At 60.8% G+C, this 18,040-nt stretch carries 20 protein-coding genes; 13 read left to right on the top strand and 7 right to left on the bottom strand.

What is annotated here, in order from left to right; genetic code table 11:
- Positions 1–26: 26 nt before the first annotated feature.
- From pdxR to FW756_RS00230, 3 genes are read right to left on the bottom strand one after another with little or no spacing between them, the layout of a single operon-like run.
- Entirely contained in the window at positions 27–1,541 is a 1,515-nt protein-coding gene (pdxR, locus tag FW756_RS00220) for a MocR-like pyridoxine biosynthesis transcription factor PdxR (protein ID WP_446428174.1), read from the bottom strand.
- Positions 1,526–2,614, bottom strand: coding sequence for an enoyl-CoA hydratase/isomerase family protein (locus tag FW756_RS00225; protein WP_446428175.1), 1,089 nt, complete (start codon positions 2,612–2,614; stop codon positions 1,526–1,528). Before FW756_RS00225 ends, pdxR begins: the two co-directional genes overlap by 16 nt.
- Before the next feature lie 30 nt (positions 2,615–2,644).
- On the bottom strand, positions 2,645–3,940 hold the full coding sequence (locus tag FW756_RS00230; protein WP_446428722.1) for an MFS transporter: 1,296 nt from the start codon (positions 3,938–3,940) through the stop codon (positions 2,645–2,647).
- Between the two features lie 103 nt (positions 3,941–4,043).
- Here FW756_RS00230 and FW756_RS00235 point away from each other — a divergent pair, with 103 nt between their 5' ends.
- From FW756_RS00235 to FW756_RS00275, 9 genes are all read left to right on the top strand, one after another.
- Positions 4,044–4,889, top strand: coding sequence for a DUF3097 domain-containing protein (locus FW756_RS00235; protein ID WP_446428176.1), 846 nt, complete (start codon positions 4,044–4,046; stop codon positions 4,887–4,889).
- Between the two features lie 54 nt (positions 4,890–4,943).
- Positions 4,944–5,798 (top strand): arginase family protein, encoded by an 855-nt coding sequence (locus FW756_RS00240; protein WP_446428177.1) that lies wholly within the window; start codon positions 4,944–4,946, stop codon positions 5,796–5,798.
- A complete protein-coding gene (locus FW756_RS00245; protein ID WP_446428178.1) occupies positions 5,795–6,145 on the top strand; it encodes a Fe-S oxidoreductase in 351 nt (116 codons plus the stop codon). Before FW756_RS00240 ends, FW756_RS00245 begins: the two co-directional genes overlap by 4 nt.
- Before the next feature lie 10 nt (positions 6,146–6,155).
- On the top strand, positions 6,156–7,136 hold the full coding sequence (locus FW756_RS00250) for an alpha/beta fold hydrolase (RefSeq protein WP_446428179.1): 981 nt from the start codon (positions 6,156–6,158) through the stop codon (positions 7,134–7,136).
- Between the two features lie 153 nt (positions 7,137–7,289).
- The gene (locus FW756_RS00255; RefSeq protein WP_446428180.1) at positions 7,290–8,822 is read left to right on the top strand and encodes an ABC transporter substrate-binding protein; all 1,533 of its coding nucleotides are present in this window, start codon (positions 7,290–7,292) and stop codon (positions 8,820–8,822) included.
- A gap of 29 nt (positions 8,823–8,851) precedes the next feature.
- Positions 8,852–9,805, top strand: a complete 954-nt coding sequence (locus tag FW756_RS00260; RefSeq protein WP_446428181.1) for an ABC transporter permease — start codon at positions 8,852–8,854, stop codon at positions 9,803–9,805.
- Entirely contained in the window at positions 9,802–10,662 is an 861-nt protein-coding gene (locus FW756_RS00265) for an ABC transporter permease (RefSeq protein ID WP_446428182.1), read from the top strand. The genes FW756_RS00260 and FW756_RS00265 overlap by 4 nt, the downstream gene beginning before the upstream one ends.
- Entirely contained in the window at positions 10,659–11,456 is a 798-nt protein-coding gene (locus FW756_RS00270; RefSeq protein ID WP_446428183.1) for an ATP-binding cassette domain-containing protein, read from the top strand. The genes FW756_RS00265 and FW756_RS00270 overlap by 4 nt, the downstream gene beginning before the upstream one ends.
- The gene (locus FW756_RS00275; protein WP_446428184.1) at positions 11,453–12,274 is read left to right on the top strand and encodes an ABC transporter ATP-binding protein; all 822 of its coding nucleotides are present in this window, start codon (positions 11,453–11,455) and stop codon (positions 12,272–12,274) included. The genes FW756_RS00270 and FW756_RS00275 overlap by 4 nt, the downstream gene beginning before the upstream one ends.
- Here the strand turns inward: FW756_RS00275 and FW756_RS00280 are convergent.
- The 3 genes from FW756_RS00280 to FW756_RS00290 are packed head-to-tail and all read right to left on the bottom strand — an operon-like array spanning position 12,271 to position 13,759.
- Positions 12,271–12,855 carry a histidine phosphatase family protein gene (locus tag FW756_RS00280; protein ID WP_446428185.1) on the bottom strand — a complete coding sequence of 195 codons (585 nt, stop codon included), beginning with the start codon at positions 12,853–12,855 and terminating at the stop codon, positions 12,271–12,273. The genes FW756_RS00275 and FW756_RS00280 overlap by 4 nt on opposite strands.
- Positions 12,852–13,151 (bottom strand): zf-HC2 domain-containing protein, encoded by a 300-nt coding sequence (locus tag FW756_RS00285; RefSeq protein WP_446428186.1) that lies wholly within the window; start codon positions 13,149–13,151, stop codon positions 12,852–12,854. The genes FW756_RS00280 and FW756_RS00285 overlap by 4 nt, the downstream gene beginning before the upstream one ends.
- Before the next feature lie 2 nt (positions 13,152–13,153).
- Positions 13,154–13,759 carry a sigma-70 family RNA polymerase sigma factor gene (locus FW756_RS00290; RefSeq protein WP_446428187.1) on the bottom strand — a complete coding sequence of 202 codons (606 nt, stop codon included), beginning with the start codon at positions 13,757–13,759 and terminating at the stop codon, positions 13,154–13,156.
- Between the two features lie 156 nt (positions 13,760–13,915).
- Here FW756_RS00290 and aroA point away from each other — a divergent pair, with 156 nt between their 5' ends.
- From aroA to bcp, 3 genes are read left to right on the top strand one after another with little or no spacing between them, the layout of a single operon-like run.
- Entirely contained in the window at positions 13,916–15,346 is a 1,431-nt protein-coding gene (gene aroA / locus FW756_RS00295; RefSeq protein WP_446428723.1) for a 3-phosphoshikimate 1-carboxyvinyltransferase, read from the top strand.
- Positions 15,343–16,437, top strand: coding sequence for a ribosome small subunit-dependent GTPase A (gene rsgA, locus FW756_RS00300; protein WP_446428188.1), 1,095 nt, complete (start codon positions 15,343–15,345; stop codon positions 16,435–16,437). Before aroA ends, rsgA begins: the two co-directional genes overlap by 4 nt.
- A gap of 10 nt (positions 16,438–16,447) precedes the next feature.
- Entirely contained in the window at positions 16,448–16,921 is a 474-nt protein-coding gene (gene bcp / locus FW756_RS00305; RefSeq protein WP_446428189.1) for a thioredoxin-dependent thiol peroxidase, read from the top strand.
- Positions 16,922–17,018: 97 nt separating this feature from the next.
- Here the strand turns inward: bcp and FW756_RS00310 are convergent, their stop codons facing one another.
- Positions 17,019–17,462 (bottom strand): hypothetical protein, encoded by a 444-nt coding sequence (locus tag FW756_RS00310; RefSeq protein ID WP_446428190.1) that lies wholly within the window; start codon positions 17,460–17,462, stop codon positions 17,019–17,021.
- Between the two features lie 202 nt (positions 17,463–17,664).
- Here FW756_RS00310 and FW756_RS00315 point away from each other — a divergent pair, with 202 nt between their 5' ends.
- The gene (locus tag FW756_RS00315; protein ID WP_188022561.1) at positions 17,665–17,913 is read left to right on the top strand and encodes a WhiB family transcriptional regulator; all 249 of its coding nucleotides are present in this window, start codon (positions 17,665–17,667) and stop codon (positions 17,911–17,913) included.
- Positions 17,914–18,040 lie beyond the last annotated feature (127 nt).

Consider the following 18,040-nt stretch of genomic DNA (forward strand, 5'->3'; position numbering starts at 1 on the left):
AATTTCCAGATGCGGCGTTCCGTACTTCACTTTCGCGTCTCGCGGGGAAAGAGCCCGCTCAAGATGACTCGGAGCTCAGCAAGACCCGCCACGAATGAGCTGTCGTCGGATCCGCCCATGCCAATGACCAGCCCCGACCGACCGGCGCCAGCACGCTGCCAGTATGCCCCAAGCGGCGCAACACCGAGGCCCGCAACGGCTGCACGTTCGAGCGAGAGGCGTTCCAGCTCCCCCAGGCTCATGCCAGTCGTCGCTTGCGACGTCGGCAAGAACTCGATAACCGCGTGTAGACCGCCATCCATCGGACGGACACGCACCCCCGGGATGCCGGCGAGCAAATCCGAAACACGATCTCGGCGATCCGCGTACCTTCGCAGCAGCCTCGCCGTATGCCGACGCAGCTCACCACTCGCGAGGTAGCGCGCAAGCGCGCGCTGCACGACGGCGGAGACAGGACCGCCAAGATCATTGCGCACCGCAGTGATCTGACTGCGCAAGTGGTTCGGTGCGACAAGATAGCCGGCCGAGATCGCGGGGGCGACCGTGCGCGAGAACGTTCCAAGCAACACGACGGATCCGTTGACCGGATCGTCAAGCGCGGCAAGCGCAGGCAATGGGCTGCCAGTAAAACGAAGTTCAGAGTCGAAGTCGTCCTCGACGATGACCACTCCCGTGCGCTGGGCCCACGCAAGCAGCTCACGTCGCCGTTGCAGCGAAAGCGAGCCACCGAGCGGGTACTGATGACTCGGCGTCACAATCAGCACATCAAGTATGCCCTCTGGCAGGCGGGAGGTATCAAGACCATCGGCATCAGTGGGGAGTCCTACGACACGTGCCCCGTAGCGCGAAGCAACACCTCGCAGCGTCGGAAGGCCTGGATCTTCGACACCAACCGCAAGGTCTCGACCCCGTGTTGAGCCAAGCGCGGTGAGGAGCAGCCCGAGGCCGTCTCGGGTACCAGCTGTCACGATCACTTCTTCGGGTGCGCGTACCGTTGCACGCATGCGGCGCAAGTGATCGGCAACCTCAGCGCGCAGGCCTTCGTCACCGAGAGCGGGAGCAATCATGAGGGCTTCAGCCGCAGCATCACGCCATGCTGCACGCCACGCTGGACTCTCGATGGCACTCGCAATGGGGTTGCCAGGTGCGAGCGGAAGTGGCGCATCACTTCCGTGTGCCGAAGTGCGATCGTTCGCCCCGTTTGCCCCGTTCGCCGTTGTCTCCGCAACCGGACGTTCGTCGCCCCGCGTCACTACGGTGGCTGGTCCACCAGCAAGTTCCGGATGCACAACGGTCCCACGACCGCGATGTGCTGCGAGGTACCCTTCACCAATGAGTTGCTCGTAGGCGGCAACAACAACTCCGCGTGCGACCCCGAGCCGGGTTGCAAGCGAGCGTGTCGCCGGAAGGCTCTCGCCAGGGAGCACCAGCGACCGGTCAATTGCGTCACGCAGTGCAGCAGCGAGCTGAACAGGGAGTGGCGCCTCAGCCTCTCTGTCGAGTGAGATGGGGAGGCCTGCGGAATCTAACGTGTGCTGCATGTTGTCAGTTCAAGCACGGACTCATCAGCGCGAGAAGGAGCGAGCTGAGCACGCACATCATCGCTATCGAGTGCGTCGAGCGTCGCAGGCTGCCAGGCTGGGTTACGGTCTTTGTGAATGACCTGCGCACGCACGCCCTCGATGAAGTCGTAGCGACTCCCGATACGAGTCAGCACACGAAAATCATCCTGAAGTACCGCAGCGAGGTCGAGGTTTTCCTTCCGCGTGCGTGCAAGCTGCGCAAGTGTGACTGCGAGTGAATTGGGGCACATGCCGCGCATCGTGTCTGCGGTTTTGCGTGCGTCAGCATGCGGGCTCGCGTCCAGCGCAGCAAGCAGCGTCTGAGCGGCAAGCACTGGTTCGGAAAGCGGATCATGCGCAGCCAAAACATCTTCGACGAGCGGCTGCCACCACTGTGCGACAGCGTCGAGGTGTCCTGCTGGTGGCTCTTCACTGAGCACCGCGATCGCAGCTGCCGGTTCTACGCCAGCAACGAGCGAATTCGCAAGCTCGACGAGTCGAGAACTAGGAACGTACGAGTCTGCAAAACCCAGTGCAATTGCGTCAGCCGCGCCAAACTCACCCGCTGTCACGGCGAGGTACTCCCCCATCCTGCGGGGTGCTCGCGCAAGCAACAGGTGACCGCCAACGTCTGGGACGATGCCGATCCGCACCTCAGGCATCGCAAGCCGCGAACGCTCCGTGACCACACGATGCGCAGCGTGACCCGATATTCCGATGCCGCCGCCCATAACGATGCCATCCATGAACGCAATAACCGGCACCTGCGAGATATGAATCAGGTAGTCAACGCCGTACTCCAGCTCGAAGTACTCTGCCTGATTTGTGGCGCGGATCTCCTTGATGTCACCGCCGCCGCAAAGTCCACGTTCACCAGCTCCTGCAATCACGATCGCACGCGAGCCATCACTGTTCGCCGCGCAGATCGCTTCGCGCATGAGCACGAGCATTTCGCTGTTAAGCGCGTTAATCGCTCGGGGGCGGTTCAGCGTGATACGAGTGATCGCACCATCGCGATGGACGAGCACCGGCGTCTCAGTCACGTGTTCCATACCTTGCACGCTAGCAGGCGGCCCGAAGTTTTAGGGGTGTGGAGCGTGTGCGTCGTAGCGTTGGAAGCCCGGGCGTAGCCGAGCGAGGAACACCATAAGCGCAATAACGACGAGCCCGCCAAAGAGCGGTGGCGCCCATATCGCTGCAGCCGTTGCGAGTGCGCCAGCGAACAGGTCGCCAACTCGTGGCCCACCAGCAACGACGACGAAAAAGATGCCCTGCATGCGCCCGCGCACCTCATCTGGGGCTGCGGTTTGCAGAATCGTGGTGCGGAAAATCGAGCTGACATTATCGGCAGCGCCGGAGCCTGCAAGGGCAAGTCCCGCAAGCACAATCGCAACGATGCGAGGTTCGGTGAGTTCTGTCGCAGGGACCGTCAGCCCGAGCCCAAGGGTGAGGGTCGAGACGAGGAGCACCAGCCCGAAGAGTGCAATACAGAGACCGTGTACAGCGATGGCAATGGTAACCGCACGTCCCTGATACCTGACGTTGCCGAGCTTGCCAGAGAGCAACGAACAGACCAGCGCCCCGATAGCAAAGCTGGCGGTGAGCGCGCCAACGGTAATCGGCCCGCCACCAAGAATCAGGGCGCCTGCCGCGGGGAAAACAACGCGTGGGCTTCCGAAGGTCATCGCGATGATGTCATACACAAACGTGGATCGAACGTTGGGAGCCTGACGCAGGAATCGCATGCTGTCACGCATGGATTGCAGCACCGGTGCCGCACGACTGCCCTCTGGAGTGATGCTCGGTAGCCCAACGATGCCGACAAACGCAGCAGTAAACAGGACGACGTCAAGCAGATAGGTCCACGGGACACCGACCGTTGCGACAAGCACACCAGCGACCGCCGGCCCGACCGTTACGGACAAGCCCATCGTGATGCCGTTGAGTGCTGCTGCCGCTGGCAGCGTCTGCGGCAGCAGCAAGCGCGGCAGAATCGCTCCCCTGGTTGCGCCAAGGATGGTGGCCGAGGCCGCATTCACTGCGGCGAGCGCATAGTACGGCCAGGTCAGTTCCACGCCGACGAATGCGATGAGTGTCATCGTGCCAATGCTTGCCCAGGCGAGGAGCGCAGTGATGAGCGCTACGAGCCGCCGGTCGTAACGGTCTGCGAGTGCACCACCCAGTAGTCCTGCGACAATCATGGGGCCGAGTGACCACAGCGCCACGAGAGAGACGGCGAAGGTCGAACCAGTGATCTGGTAAATGTGCAGTCCAACGGCAACGATCGTGACCTGCGAGCCGATGTTGGCGACTGAGCTGCCAATCCAGAGTCGTGCAAACGCCGGGCTCTCACGTAGCGGCGTCAGGTCAACGAGCATTGATGTACGTTTTGCGTGCTGTTCTTCGTTGACCACTGCCCCAGGCTATACCCGGGCTGTGCCTTCGTGTCAGAGGCGGTGCTACACCGTAGGCTGGGTATCGATGTTTGACGAACGCTATGATCTCGACCCCGTTGCTGCGATGAAGGCCAAGCGTGGCCCGGTGCAACGCCTCACGGTACCGCTCGCAAAGGGACTCATTGTTGAGCACAGCGAAACTGAGTGGTGCGGCGCCGTCGTCGGTGCACGTGACGGGTACGTACAGCTCGAGGATTTCCGCGGCAAGGTCCGCACCTTTTCCATGCAAGACGGCTTCATGATCGAGGGCAAGCCGGTCACGCTCGTCATGCCGCAGCGGAAGGTTGCTCGTGCTCGCACAGCATCTGGCTCGTTTGCTGCCCCGCAGGCCAGAGCCCGCGTCGCAATGCCAAGCCGTATCTTCGTAGAGGGCAAGCACGATGCTGAACTCGTTGAGCAGGTGTGGGGCGATGACTTGCGGGTCGAGGGTGTGGTTGTTGAGCTTTTGGATGGCGCAGACAACCTTGAAGATGTGCTGCGCGACTTCGGCCCTGGAAAGGGGCGTCGAGCAGGAGTGCTCCTCGACCATCTCGTGACCGGCAGTAAGGAAACGCGGATCGCAGACGCGATCGCCCGCGGCCCCTACGGCCAGCACGTCCTCATCGTTGGGCATCCGTACATCGACATCTGGGAAGCGGTCAAGCCTAGTCGTGTCGGTATGCAGGCATGGCCGCGCATCCCTCGTGGCACCGACTGGAAGACCGGTATCTGTCGCGCACTTGGCTGGCCATCTGATGACATCGCCGATATCGCGCAGGCGTGGCAGCGGATCCGCGGTCGCGTTCGTGACTGGCGCGATCTCGAGCCAGAACTTGTGGGCCGTGTTGAGCATCTCATCGATTTCGTCACCGTGGACGGAGCGAATTCGTAGTCATGCGGCGTACCATGTGAGGCACACCGTCCACTGCGACAACGAGGTACTACCGTGTCAGCGAGTTTTCTTCTCATCCCTGAATGGCAAGGCTCTGCGGCCTCTCGTGCGCTGCGCATTGTCGACGGCGCCACATCTCTGCGTGAAGATCTCCCAGCTTCTGCTGTGATCGAGGTCGCAGTGCCTGACAAGGCTGGCGATGCACTCGGCACCCAGGTGTCACGACTCAGTAGCGTCATTGCCACGCTCGACGCTACGCGCGATGCGATGCGTCGAACGTCTGGCCCGGTCATTGCGCTTGGTGGAGATTGTGCGTCTGCGCTCGGCGTTCTGGAGCACACCGCAGCGACACACTCGCAGCTTGCCGTGCTCTGGTTTGATGCCCACGCAGACATGCAGCATCCCACAACCACGACCTCCGGATCCGCAGCCGGTATGACGTTGCGCCATGCGCTCGGCGAGGGAACGCCCGATCTCGCATCTCCCACCCCTGTCGCAGGCAGCCAGACTCTCCTCATCGGTACCCGTGACACTGATGAAGCAGAGTTTGTAGCGATTGAGAACGCTGGGCTGAGCCAGATCACCGCGACAGACCTCATGCTGGACCCAGATCTATCGCTCGCGACGCAAGTGGTTGACTGGCTCCACAGAGTGCAGCCAAGCCAGCTCTATATCCATGTTGATCTCGATGTACTCGACCCAGCGGAATTCGCTTCCGTCACCGCTCCGGTGCCGTTCGGCTTAAGCATCGCTGATCTTGTCAACACGATCCGCGCGGCACGCGATGTTGTCCCGCTCGCCAGTGCAGCCATTTGCGGGTTCGCGCCGGCAAGCCGGGAGCAAGCAGCAGATGACCAGGCGACTGTGCTCCGGATCCTTGGCGCTCTCACGGCTGGTGGAAGCAAGTGAGCAAGCCATGGCCACTTGCCCGCCTCGGATACGCGTACGCAACGGCTGTCGGATTCACCTGGGGATTCATCATGTCGACGGGCAAGATCCGCAAGGTTGATGGGTTGTGGGTATTCCAGGGACTACCAAGATGGGCGTATAAACGCGGCGGCGTCTGCGTCGGCGGCTGTTACCTCACCGGGAACAATGTCACCCCGGCGGTGCTGCGCCACGAGCGCGTCCATCAGGAACAGTGGCGCCACTACGGCCTCGCGATGCCCCTCCTCTACGGCCTTGCCGGACAGGATCCGCTCAAGAACCGGTTCGAAATCGAGGCAGGGCTGAAAGACGGCGGATACCTTCGCTAATCTCGCTGCTGTGACCAAGCTCGGATACGCTCGTGAAATGCCCAATGATGCATCTGAGTTCCGATTCCTTACTGGTGATGCTGCGCGTGTCGAGCGCACCGCTGCGCTGCCGACCGTCGTGCGTACCGAGTTTCCGCTCGGCGTGGGTGGCGGATCGCTCAGCGCCCTCCGATTTTCGCCTGATCAGCCCGTAGAGCTGGTGCTGCTGCACGGCGCAGGCTTGAACGCACACAGTTTTGATCCGCTCGTGCTGGCACTCGATCGCCCCGCAATCTCCGTTGACCTCCCCGGCCACGGCCGCAGCAGCTGGCGCGCAGACGCCGACTATCGACCAGAGGTGCTCGCGCCTGCAATCCTTGAATTCCTGCTTACCCTCGCCGACGGGCAACCGGACGCACCCTTCAAGCTGCTCGGTCATTCGCTTGGCGGCCTGACTGCAGCGTACGTCGCATCCAAGTTCGAAAAGCTCCGCCCCGGCATGCTGCTTGAACTCATGATTGTTGACATCACCCCAAGTGTCTCGCCCAGCACAGATGGCGGTGGAGTCGCTGAATTCATCACGGGACAACGTTCGTTCGCGACCGTCGATGAAGCGGTGGATCGCGCTGTCGCGTTTGGTATCGGTTCAGATCGCACCGCCTTGACTCGAGGTGTCGCACTGAACACGCGGACCCGTGAGGACGGACGGCTGGAATGGACACACCACTTCGCACATCTTGACGGTCTCCCCTCTGCTGCGCCAGCAGATACCGACCCAGCTGCAGCGAATGATCCACACCCATATGCCGGCGCGTGGGATGCGCTCGAGTCCCTGACGTGTCGTGTCGTCCTGTTTCCCGCAGCAGACGGGATGGTTTCGCCCGCGCTCGCACAGGAGTTTGCGCACAGACTTCCGACGGGAACAATCGCCACGATTGCAGGGCCGCACAACCTCCATGAAGCAGTCCCGGTTGACCTTGCGAATCACATTCGCGAACTCGATCCGAGATAACAAGACTGCAACAAGGCGACATCTTTGTGGCAGCGAGACAGCCTGACGCGTAATGTCAGCTGTTATCCACTCGCGCAGTGAAGCGCCGTGCACAGTCATACCCCTGTCTGCGGCCAACCGGTCGAAGACGAACATGTTTCAAGGAGAACCGACGTGAGTGAATCCACTCCCGCAGCGCCAAACTACGCCAAGCGTGGTAAGTCGCGTACGCCGATCATCATCACCGCAATCGTAGTTATTGCTCTCATCATCGGTGCAGCAGTGTTCTTCCTCACCAAGCCAAAGGGCGGCGGCAACGCGGCTGACAACGAGATCACCATCGGACTCGTCCTCGAACCTTCCAGTCTCGACGTGCGGGAGAACACCGGTGTCGCAACCGGCCAAATCCTCATCGACAACGTGTACCAGGGCCTCGTTGGCATTAAGCCGGGAACCGTCTCTGAAATCGTTCCTGTTCTCGCCACCGAGCTGCCACAAGTGAGCGCTGACGGTCGGGAGTATACGTTCACCCTTCATTCGGGGGTCAAGTTCCATTCTGGCAACGAACTGACTGCGGACGACGTCGTTGATTCGCTCACCGCATCGCTGACCGACTCCACCGTGGGCTTCACCCCGACCGTGACCAAGGTTGATGCGCAGACCGTGAAGGTATCGCTCACAGAACCAAATAACCTGCTCCTGTGGTTCCTCGCGAACCAGAGCGGACTGATCCTTGAAACCGCGGCAACAAACAACCCGCAGAGCACCGCAAACGGTACCGGGCCTTACACCTTCGAACAGTGGAAGAAGGGCGACAGCCTCACGCTTGCACGAAATGCAGATTACTGGGGTGAGCCAGCGACCCTTGATCGCGCAGTATTCCGCTTCTTCCCTGAGGGACGCGCCGCAGTGAACGCGCTCAAGGACGGCGACCTTGACGTACACACCGCGCTCTTGCCGCCGCTGCGTGCAGAGTTCGAAAACAACTCGAACTTCTCGCTTGTTCGCGCAGAGAGCTCAGATGTCTTCACGCTTGCCTATAACTCACAGCAGGCCCCCTTGAATGACCCGAAGGTTCGTCAGGCGCTCAGCATGGCAATTGACAGCGAGGCGCTACTTGGCACCCAGAACGGCGACGCAAAGGTCATTGGCAGCCCTATCACCGAGCTCGAACCTGGCTACGTCGACCTCACTTCGGTCAACGCTTACAACCCTGAGCGTGCACGTGAACTGCTACTTGAAGCAGGACACCCGAACTTGTCGCTGACGATCACCGCGCCGAACCACTACGACACGACCTCACTCGATCTCGTCACGAGCCAGTTGGCAGAAGTCGGAGTCTCCGTAAAGGTGAAGTCAGTCGAGTTCGCAACGTGGCTCTCTGAGGTTTACCAGAACCGCGATTTCCAGCTCAGCTACGTCGACCACGCTGAGGCTCGCGATTTTGCGAACTACGCAAACCCGGACTACTACTTCGGGTACGACAACGCCGAGGTGCAGAAGCTCTACGCTGAAGCACTCGCAACGACAGATCAGGCAGACTCGGAGGCCCTGTTGCAGCAGGCCGCGAAGCTGGTTGCAGAAGACGCCCCGGCAAAGTGGCTTTTCAACTACACGCCGACCAACGTCGTCGCTACGAACGTTGCTGGTTTCCCAGAGGTCAACACGAATAGCCGCGTGAACCTCGCTGGTATCACCGTCAAGTAGCCCGGGTCAATGCCCGGTACTCTCATAGAGTGACTCGTTTCATCCTCACTCGGGCAGGACTCCTCGTCCTCGCCTGGCTGCTCGCCAGCGTCGTAATCTTTACGACGCTGCGCGTGCTTCCTGGCGATGTCGCTCAAGTGATTGGCGGAACAAATGCGTCGCCAGAGCGCATCGCTGAACTCCGCGAACAGCTCGGGCTGAACCAGCCGTTGATGACGCAGTACGCCTCCTGGATGGGCGGCGTACTGCGAGGTGACCTTGGCACCTCAGCCCTGACTGGCCAACCCGTTGCTGCAAGCTTGCTCGAGAAAGCAGAAGTCACCCTCCCCCTCACCGGTCTCTCGCTCATCATCATGTTGATCGTTGCCTTGCCACTTGGCGTGTTTGCCGCGTATCGTGCAAACTCCGTCGCTGGAAGAATCGTCACAGCTTCAAGCACCTTTGCATCGGCGATTCCCGTTGTCTGGGCGGGTCTGCTTGGCATTCTGCTGCTGTCGCAGTGGCTCGGTTGGTTACCTTCACAGGGGTTCCCACGCGAGGGCTGGAGCAATCCGTTCGCCGCTCTCCGATCACTCATCTTGCCCGCGCTCACCATCGGCCTCATCGAGGGCGCGATCCTCTTCCGCTTCGTTCGCAGCGCGACGCTACGGGCCCTTGAGGCAGAGCACGTGCGCTCCGCGATGGCTCGCGGCCGCACCAGACTGCGTGCGCTCATGGAGTACGGATTGCCAGGTGTCGGCCTCTCAGTGGTCTCGATGCTTGGCCTGCAGGTCGCAGCACTCATCGTTGGCGCGGTCGTCGTTGAGAAGCTCTTCTCGCTCCCTGGTCTCGGCAGTATGCTGCTCACCGATGTCGGCGACAGAGATTTCCCGCAGGTGCAGGGCATCTTGCTCGTACTCACTGGCACGATCCTCGTCATCGGTGCACTTGTCGACGTCGTGCACCGCCTGCTCGACCCCAGGCTGAAGGGAGCAAGCGAATGATCCGCACCCTGAAGTCGATCCTTCGTTCTCCCGCAGGATTCGCTGGCGCGCTCGTACTCGCGCTCGTGGTGATTGTGGCGCTGATCTCGGTGTTTTGGCTCCCAGCAGACCCGAACTTCGCAAGCGCCGCACAGATTTGGCAGAAGCCCTCAGCCGAGCACCCGCTTGGCACAGACGGTAGCGGCCGGGATATCCTGGCCCGGCTCATGGCCGGCAGCAAGGTGTCGCTCGGCGTTGCACTCGGCACCGGTGCCGTGGCAACGGTCATTGGCTTCCTTCTCGCGCTCCCAGGTGGGCTCGGCAAACGTCCAGTACGCGAAGTCGTGGCAGTACTCATTGATGTCGCAGTCGCGTTCCCGACGATTATCTTGACGGCAATGCTCAGCGCTGTGTTTGGCAGCGGTATCCCGATCGTCATCGCGGCGCTTGGCATCGCGTTTGGCGTTTCCATCGGACGGGTACTCCGTGCCGAACTTCATCAGATTGCCCGTGAAGACTACGTGCTCGCCGCTCGTGCAGCAGGACTCCCGCGTCGCAAAATTCTCACGCGCCATCTCCTGCCTGGCGTGCGTCCGGTCTTCCTCGTACAGCTTTCGCTCTCAATGGGCCTCGCTGTGCTCGCCGAGTCAAGTCTCTCGTTCCTCGGATTCGGAGCCCCAAACCACGTCCCCTCATGGGGCCGCATGCTAGCCGATATGGAACGATACATCTCAGTGCACCCGCTCTCCGCACTCTGGCCAGGGCTCGCTATCTCGCTCACCGTCCTCGCGTTTTTCCTATTGGGTGACGCACTGCGCGACGCACTCGAAAAGGGTGGCAGAGCCGAATCCGTACAGCGACAGGAGTCCCTCCGATGAGCCAGTCACTGACGCTGCAAGTGCGCAATCTCACCATTGCATTTGACGGAGTCCCCGTTGTGCATGATGTCTCTTTTGATGTGGCAGCGGGTGAGCGAGTCGGCATCATCGGCGGATCAGGATCGGGGAAAACCCTCACGGCGCTCGCAATCGCCGGTCTCCTCCCCGAGGAGGCGTCCGCGACCGGCTCGATCAAGGTGGGGTCGCCCAATGGCGAGACGACTGAACTCCTCTCGCTTTCAGAGTCCGCATTCGCAAAGCTCCGTGGAGACCACATCGGCATGGTCTTCCAAGAGCCGAAGACAGCGCTCAGTCCGTTCAAGACGCTTGGCAATCAAATGACCGATGCGCTCGCGCTGCACTACCAGCTGAACCGCGGCGAGCGGAAGGCAGCGGCGATCCGTCTCGCTGAACAGGTCAGTCTCAAGGACCCAGCGCGCATCGTGAAGGCATATCCACATGAGGTGTCGGGAGGACAGCGTCAGCGCGCTGCGATTGCCGCCGCAATTTCGGCCTCCCCCGGGCTTCTCCTCGCAGACGAGCCGACAACGGCACTCGATGTTTCTGTGCAGCGAGGAATCCTCGATTTGTTTAACACGATCGTCGCACGGGGAGACTGCTCTCTCCTCTGCATCTCCCACGACATCGCCGCGATTCAGCGCGTCTCTGACCGAATTCTCGTGTTTGATGGCGGCCGGCTTGTCGAGTCCGGCACGGTGGTCGACATCCTTGAACGCCCTGTACACGACATTACTCGCGCCCTGATTTCGGCGGCAGGAGGTGTACTCGCATGACCAACGAAGCTTCCCACCCACTCGTGACGATGCGCGACGTCACCAAAGTGTTCAAGACTCCAGCGCAGTCGCTTTTCGGCAAGCGCAATCGTGTGCACGCCCTCGCCGGAGTCACGCTCGAAGTACCGCGTGGCCAAAGCCTAGCGATTGTCGGTGAATCCGGATCAGGCAAAACGACGCTTTCACGACAGCTACTTGGGCTGAGCAGGCCGACAACCGGCGAAGTCTCCTTTGATGGACGACTGGTCGATCCGCGTACCGACGATCTCGTCTGGTTGCGGCGCCGCACCGGGCTGGTTTTTCAAGACCCGTATTCGTCGTTCAATCCCAGACGTACGATCGGTGACTCCGTCACTGAGTCGCTCGACGCCGCAGCGCAGGTATGCGGTCGTGAAGAACAGCTCGAAATGGCACGCGCAATGCTCGTCCGAGTTGGTCTCCCGGCTGATGCCGTCGACCGACTCCCACGCGCATTTTCTGGCGGACAGCGACAGCGGATCGCGATTGCCCGCGCACTCATTCACCGCCCCGAACTTCTCGTCGGCGATGAACCGGTGAGCGCACTCGACGTACTCGTTCGGGCACACGTGCTCGAGTTGCTCGCGCAACTGCGCGCTGAGCTTGGGCTAACGATGATTACCATCACGCACGACCTCAGCATCGTTCCGCAGCTCGCAGAACGCACCGTCGTCATGAGCAACGGTGTGATCGTCGAAGACGGGCCTACGGAGCAGGTACTCACGCAACCAGAGCACCCGTACACACGGGAACTCCTTGCTGCGCGGATCGAACTCCCGCCGACAACCTGGCGCGGTTAAGCGCGCAAAAACTTCCCTTCGGGCGTGACCCGAATCGCTGTGATTGACCCATTTCCGGATTTCGCGAACGGTTCCCCGTCTGCCGCCGACACATGCCGACACAATGCATCGATGACACCGCCGTGTGTCACCACGAGCACGGACGCTTCGCTCGCCCCGTCGCTGACGGCCGCTGCGTTCTCATATGAAATCCGGCGAAGGGCAGCAGTCGCTCGCTCCATAAAAATTACGTGAGACTCGCGACCAGGAATCAAGCCGTCAGGAAACCTCGCTTCGACAGCGTCCCACAAGCAGCCTTCAGCGTCTCCCCAACTTTGCTCACACAGTGCCGCTTCGGTCTCCACTGGTGGCACTTCTGACACGGTGAGCTCAAGGTGTGCAGAGATGATCCGCGCCGTTTCGATCGCACGTCCAAGTGTGCTTGAGATTATGCGGTCGCATGTAACGCCGGCGAGCTGTTCAGCAGTAGCCAAGGCTTGTAGGCGGCCGGTGTCGTTGAGCGGCACGTCTGTCTGACCCTGAATACGGCCTGCCAGATTCCAGTCCGTCTCACCGTGGCGCACAAGGCGCAAGAGGGTCAACCCTGGAGCCCTCGCAGGATTGCATCGCGGAGATCGGCTGGTGCGCAATCTGCACGCTCGTCTTCACACACGCGCTTGACGACTTCAGTGAGACTCTCACACACCGACTTTTCGCCCTGACAATTCGCGCAGTTCGAGAGGTGTTCACGGATCGGTGCCGACTCTTCAGAGCACAGTTCACCACGCAGCCACTCATAGAGTTTGGCGCGAGCTGACTCACAGCCGCAGTCGCTGACGACTTCAGTCGGCGTTGCATCACTCTGCACGGCGTCATTCTGTGTTGCTTCGTTCAACATCGTCATACTCCCTTCGCTGATTCGTTTTCGTTCCTACTGAGTCCAACGCCTTGCTCGCTCGCGTATTCCCCAAGCAACTGGCGAAGCTTCGCGCGCCCTCGATGCAGGCGACTCATGACGGTGCCGATCGGAACACCGACAATCTCGGCGATCTCTTGGTAGCTGAAGCCTTCAACGTCTGCGAGATACACAGCGATGCGGAAGTCTTCCTTGAGCGAGGCAAGCGCGTCAGTCACCACGCTCGCAGGCGTACGATCAATCGCTTCTGCCTCAGCTGACTGGGTCGAAGTTGGGGCGGCAGTCGTCGATTCAGCGCCACCGAGCTGCCATTCTTCGAGCTCTTCCACCACTCCAAGATGCGGCTCTCGCTGCTTCTTGCGATAGGTGTTGATGTAGGTGTTTGTCATGATTCGATAGAGCCAGGCTTTGAGGTTCGTCCCCTGCTCAAATCTCTCGAATGCGGCAAACGCTTTGAGATACGTTTCCTGAACCAGATCCTGCGCATCTGCAGGATTTCGCGTCATCTTCATTGCTGCGCCATAGAGCTGGTCGAGCAGCGGAAGTGCGTCTTCCGCAAATCGCGCCTTGAGGGTCTCGGTATCACTCACACCCCGATCCTATTCGTCCCTTCCCGGTTTCTCGCTGCAAACTCCAACGCGCCTCGCCGCAAGTACTCCTCAATACAGTGCGCGCCAGCGCACGGGCATGCGTCGCTGACAGGAGCAATGGCTCCAGAACAGCCCGTCGGGATAGACTCGGCAGTGATGTTGGTGGGAAAAATGCACTCAGGCAATGACGGCAACGAGACACGCTCAGGCGATGGCCTCGGTGCCGATGATCAGTCATGGGCGGCACCAGTCGCTGCTCACGAGCTCGCGACAACAGTTCCGCTCCCCGGTTCGAAGTCGTTGACAGGCCGCGAGCTCATTCTTTCTGCGCTTGCAGACGGTGCTGGCACGCTGCGCGCGCCGCTGCATTCGCGTGACACCAACCTCATGGTTGACGCGCTTCGTTCGTTTGGGACGCTGATTGAGGAGCTGCCAGGCAGTGGCCCCTACGGCCCTGACCTTCGTATCACTCCTGCACCTGAACTTCGCGGTTCAACTTCGGTCGAATGTGGCCTCGCCGGAACCGTCATGCGCTTCGTACCTGCAGTCGCGGCACTCGCTCTTGGCCCCACCTCATTTGACGGCGATCCATACGCACGCAAGCGGCCTATGCGTGCAATCCTCGAGGCGCTGCGCGCTCTCGGAGCAGACATTGCAGACGATGGCCGCGGCGCACTCCCCTTCACAGTGCACGGTGCAGGCAGCCTTCGCGGTGGCCGCGTTGAGCTTGATGCATCACTCTCGAGCCAGTTCGTTTCAGGGATACTGCTGTCTGGAGCTCGTTTCGACGAGGGCGTCCACGTCGTACACACCGGCGAACGTCTCCCGAGTGTTCCGCACATCGAGATGACGCTCGAGGCGCTACGCGCACGAGGCGTCGATGCAGACTCACCCGCGACAGGAGAATGGCGAGTTTCGCCAGGCCCGATCAGCGCCCTCGATCTCACGATCGAGCCCGATCTTTCGAATGCAGCCCCATTCCTCGCAGCAGCACTCGTCGTCGGCGGATCGGTGACCATCCCCCATTGGCCAACAGTGACGACGCAGGTTGGTGACCACCTGCGCGAACTCCTCCCGAAGTTCGGCGCAGAGGTCAGCCTCGACGGCGATCGCCTCACGGTTTCTGGCACCGGTGTCATCTCCGGCGTCAAGCTACACGTGCCTGAGGCAGGTGAGCTCGCCCCCACCCTCGTTGGCCTTGCGGCGCTCGCTGACTCCCCCAGCACGATTACCGGCATTGGGCACATCCGCCACCATGAGACTGACCGGATCGCCGCCCTGGTCGCAGATATCCGCGCACTCGGTGGCGATGCCGAAGAACTCGAGGATGGCATCGCAATCACCCCTGCACCACTGCACGGTGGACCGTGGCGCGCATACGCCGACCATCGCATGGCAACAACAGGTGCGCTCATCGGCCTTCGGGTGCCTGGCGTCATGATTGATGACATCGCATGTACGTCGAAAACGCTGCCAGAATTCCCTGAACTGTGGACGAGCCTCGCAACGGGTGCCGCCGCTGAGCACGCAGAGGATTCCCCCTCAGAACCGTTCTTTTTTGATCTCAGCAAGGGGCTAAACGAGTGAGTTGGTTGGCACCAGACGACGACCTCGACGGCCCGTACGCAGAGTACGCAGATCACCGCGTCCGCAGCCGCCCAAATCCAAAGGCAAATCGCCCGCGGACGAAGCGTCGCCCCGAACACGCAGACGCTGTCATCGGCATGGTGACAGCGGTAGACCGCGGTCGATACACGACGCTCGTGCCGAAGGGCGCGGATCCGCACGACCCTACCGAGCGCTCAATTACCGCAGCGCGCGCTCGTGAGCTGCGCCGCACCCCGATCGTGATTGGCGACCGCGTGCAGCTCGTCGGCGATATTTCGGGTGACGAAGGATCGCTCTCCCGCATCGTTGGACTTGAAGATCGCAAGACACTCCTCCGACGAAGCGCGGATGACAGCGATACCGTCGAACGAGTCATGGTCGCAAACGTCGACCAGATGCTCATTGTCATCGCCGCCGCAAACCCTGAACCGCGGGTACGACTCGTCGATCGGTACCTGGTCGCGGCGTACGACGCAGGAATCTCACCGATTCTGTGCATTACCAAGTGTGATCTCGCGGATCCTGAGCCGTTCCTCGCGCACTTCGCTGGTCTTGAGGTGCCCGTCTTCAAGAGTTCGCCGGCTGACTGGGAACAGGACACGCCTGACGGGGTGCTCGCAGCGATCCGCGCCCAGCTTGAAGACAAGACCACCGTGTTTGTCGGCCACTCAGGTGTCGGCAAATCTACGCTCATCAACGCGCTCGTGCCCGAAGCGGATCGCGCAACCGGTCACGTGAATGAAGTGACCGGCCGTGGTCGACACACCTCTTCATCATCGGTGGCCTTCCGGATGCCGCGCGGTGAAGCCGGGTCCAGCAGTGATGCAGATGTCGACCCGGGATGGGTGATTGACACCCCCGGTGTCCGTTCGTTTGGTCTTGGCCATGTGACGGCCGAGGGGATCCTGCGAGGCTTTGTCGACCTCGCCACACTCATCGACGGTTGCCCACGCGGCTGCACACACCGCGAGGATGCCCCAGACTGCGAGCTTGATCTTGCCGTCGCAGACGGGCGTCTCGATGACATGGGAGCACTTCGCGTCGAGTCGCTCCGCCGTCTTTTGCCATAGGGTGGAACGCATGACCGAACGCATCATTCTTGAGCCAGGCCAAGCGGCCCCCAACTTCTCGCTGCAGGATCAGGACGGCAAGGTTCGAACCCTCGCTGAGTTCCGAGGCAAGCGCGTCATCATCTTCGTGTACCCAGCAGCGATGACCCCGGGCTGCACGAAGGAGGCGTGTGACTTCCGTGACTCAACTGCACCACTTGAGGCAGCGGGCTTCCAGATTCTCGGCTTGTCACCTGACACCGTCGAGAAGCAAGCAAAGTTTGCCGAGCGCGACGAGCTCACCTACCCGCTGCTGAGCGACCCGTCAAAGGAAACCCTCGTTGCGTATGGCGCGTACGGTGAGAAGAACTCCTACGGGCGCCTTCTCAAGGGAGTCATCCGTTCGACCTTCATCATCGATGCGGACGGCAAGATCGAGCAGGCACTTTACAACGTCAAGGCCACAGGCCATGTTGCACGTATCCGTAAGATCGTTGAGGTCTAATCGACTTTTCCCTCACGGAGACAAACGTATGGGTCCCGCAGATATCTTCTGCGGGACCCATACGTTTTGGTCTTGGTCGAGTCAGACTTTGGTCAGCCTACGCCTCAAGTGGCTCTGGTGGCATCGGGCGGGCGATGACCGCACCTACGATCGCCACAATTGAGACCAGCAACAGTGCCACACCGATGGCGACAGTGCCGAGGATGCCCTGCAAAATACCCACGGCTGCCGAGAACATCAGCACATGCATGGTGATTGCCGATCCGCGCGCCCAGCTTGGCATCCCTCGTGCCGCACCGAAGGCGGTGATGGCTACCCAGATCCAGCACAGGACGACGGAAATGATGATGCTTGCGCGGAGGCCAGCTGGGGCTTCCTGGTCGCCAAGGACTCCGCTGAAGGTTTGCCAGACCACCACGAGACCGGCAAGCGCCTCAAGAATGAGAATAAGTCGCAGAATCACCCAGCCGAGCTGAGATTTTGGCGACTTTGCAGCCTGCAAAGCGACCTCATAGTCGCTGGGTGTGTGGCCTTCGGACATCGAAAATTACTCCTAGCGAAAATTACGAGAAATAAACTATTGATTACTGTTCATTTACATGCAACGATATATACATCATCGAGTTCCGCGCACACTGACGTGAGCATACTCAATCACGTGTTTACGTGTAGCGCGCTACTGTAAGGCTATCGGCCTCTACTGTCTCGTGTCTGTACGAAACCTAGTAGGAGGAAATAGAAGTATGGATTGGCGCGAGAAGGCCGCTTGTCTCACCGTGGACCCCGAGCTGTTCTTCCCGGTCGGTAACACCGGACCGGCAGTAGATCAGATTGAGCGCGCAAAGGCAGTTTGCGCACGCTGCTCGGTCACTGAGATGTGCCTCCAGTACGCAATGGACACCGGTCAGGATTCTGGTGTTTGGGGCGGCCTGAGCGAGGACGAGCGCCGCGCATTGAAGCGCCGTGCTGCTCGTGCACGCCGCGCGTCCTAACCTGCTTCCTTTCGTAGGAACTCACCCCGTCGTTACGGGGAAAAAGTATTCGCAATAGCCGGGGGCTATTGCGAATACTTTTTTGTGCCGACATGCGGCGCAGAGGCAGGGTGGCCGAGCACACCGA

The organism is Leucobacter sp. 1207-22 (assembly GCF_052850455.1).

Coding starts and splice junctions, on each gene's coding strand:
- FW756_RS00285 (WP_446428186.1), bottom strand. CDS start 13,151: ATGTTGAACGAAGCAACACAGAATGACGCCGTGCAGAGTGATGCAACG.
- FW756_RS00275 (WP_446428184.1), top strand. CDS start 11,453: ATGACCAACGAAGCTTCCCACCCACTCGTGACGATGCGCGACGTCACC.
- FW756_RS00315 (WP_188022561.1), top strand. CDS start 17,665: ATGGATTGGCGCGAGAAGGCCGCTTGTCTCACCGTGGACCCCGAGCTG.
- FW756_RS00270 (WP_446428183.1), top strand. CDS start 10,659: ATGAGCCAGTCACTGACGCTGCAAGTGCGCAATCTCACCATTGCATTT.
- FW756_RS00265 (WP_446428182.1), top strand. CDS start 9,802: ATGATCCGCACCCTGAAGTCGATCCTTCGTTCTCCCGCAGGATTCGCT.
- bcp (WP_446428189.1), top strand. CDS start 16,448: ATGACCGAACGCATCATTCTTGAGCCAGGCCAAGCGGCCCCCAACTTC.
- FW756_RS00230 (WP_446428722.1), bottom strand. CDS start 3,940: ATGCTCGTTGACCTGACGCCGCTACGTGAGAGCCCGGCGTTTGCACGA.
- FW756_RS00235 (WP_446428176.1), top strand. CDS start 4,044: ATGTTTGACGAACGCTATGATCTCGACCCCGTTGCTGCGATGAAGGCC.
- FW756_RS00225 (WP_446428175.1), bottom strand. CDS start 2,614: ATGGAACACGTGACTGAGACGCCGGTGCTCGTCCATCGCGATGGTGCG.
- aroA (WP_446428723.1), top strand. CDS start 13,916: ATGTTGGTGGGAAAAATGCACTCAGGCAATGACGGCAACGAGACACGC.
- FW756_RS00310 (WP_446428190.1), bottom strand. CDS start 17,462: ATGTCCGAAGGCCACACACCCAGCGACTATGAGGTCGCTTTGCAGGCT.
- pdxR (WP_446428174.1), bottom strand. CDS start 1,541: ATGCAGCACACGTTAGATTCCGCAGGCCTCCCCATCTCACTCGACAGA.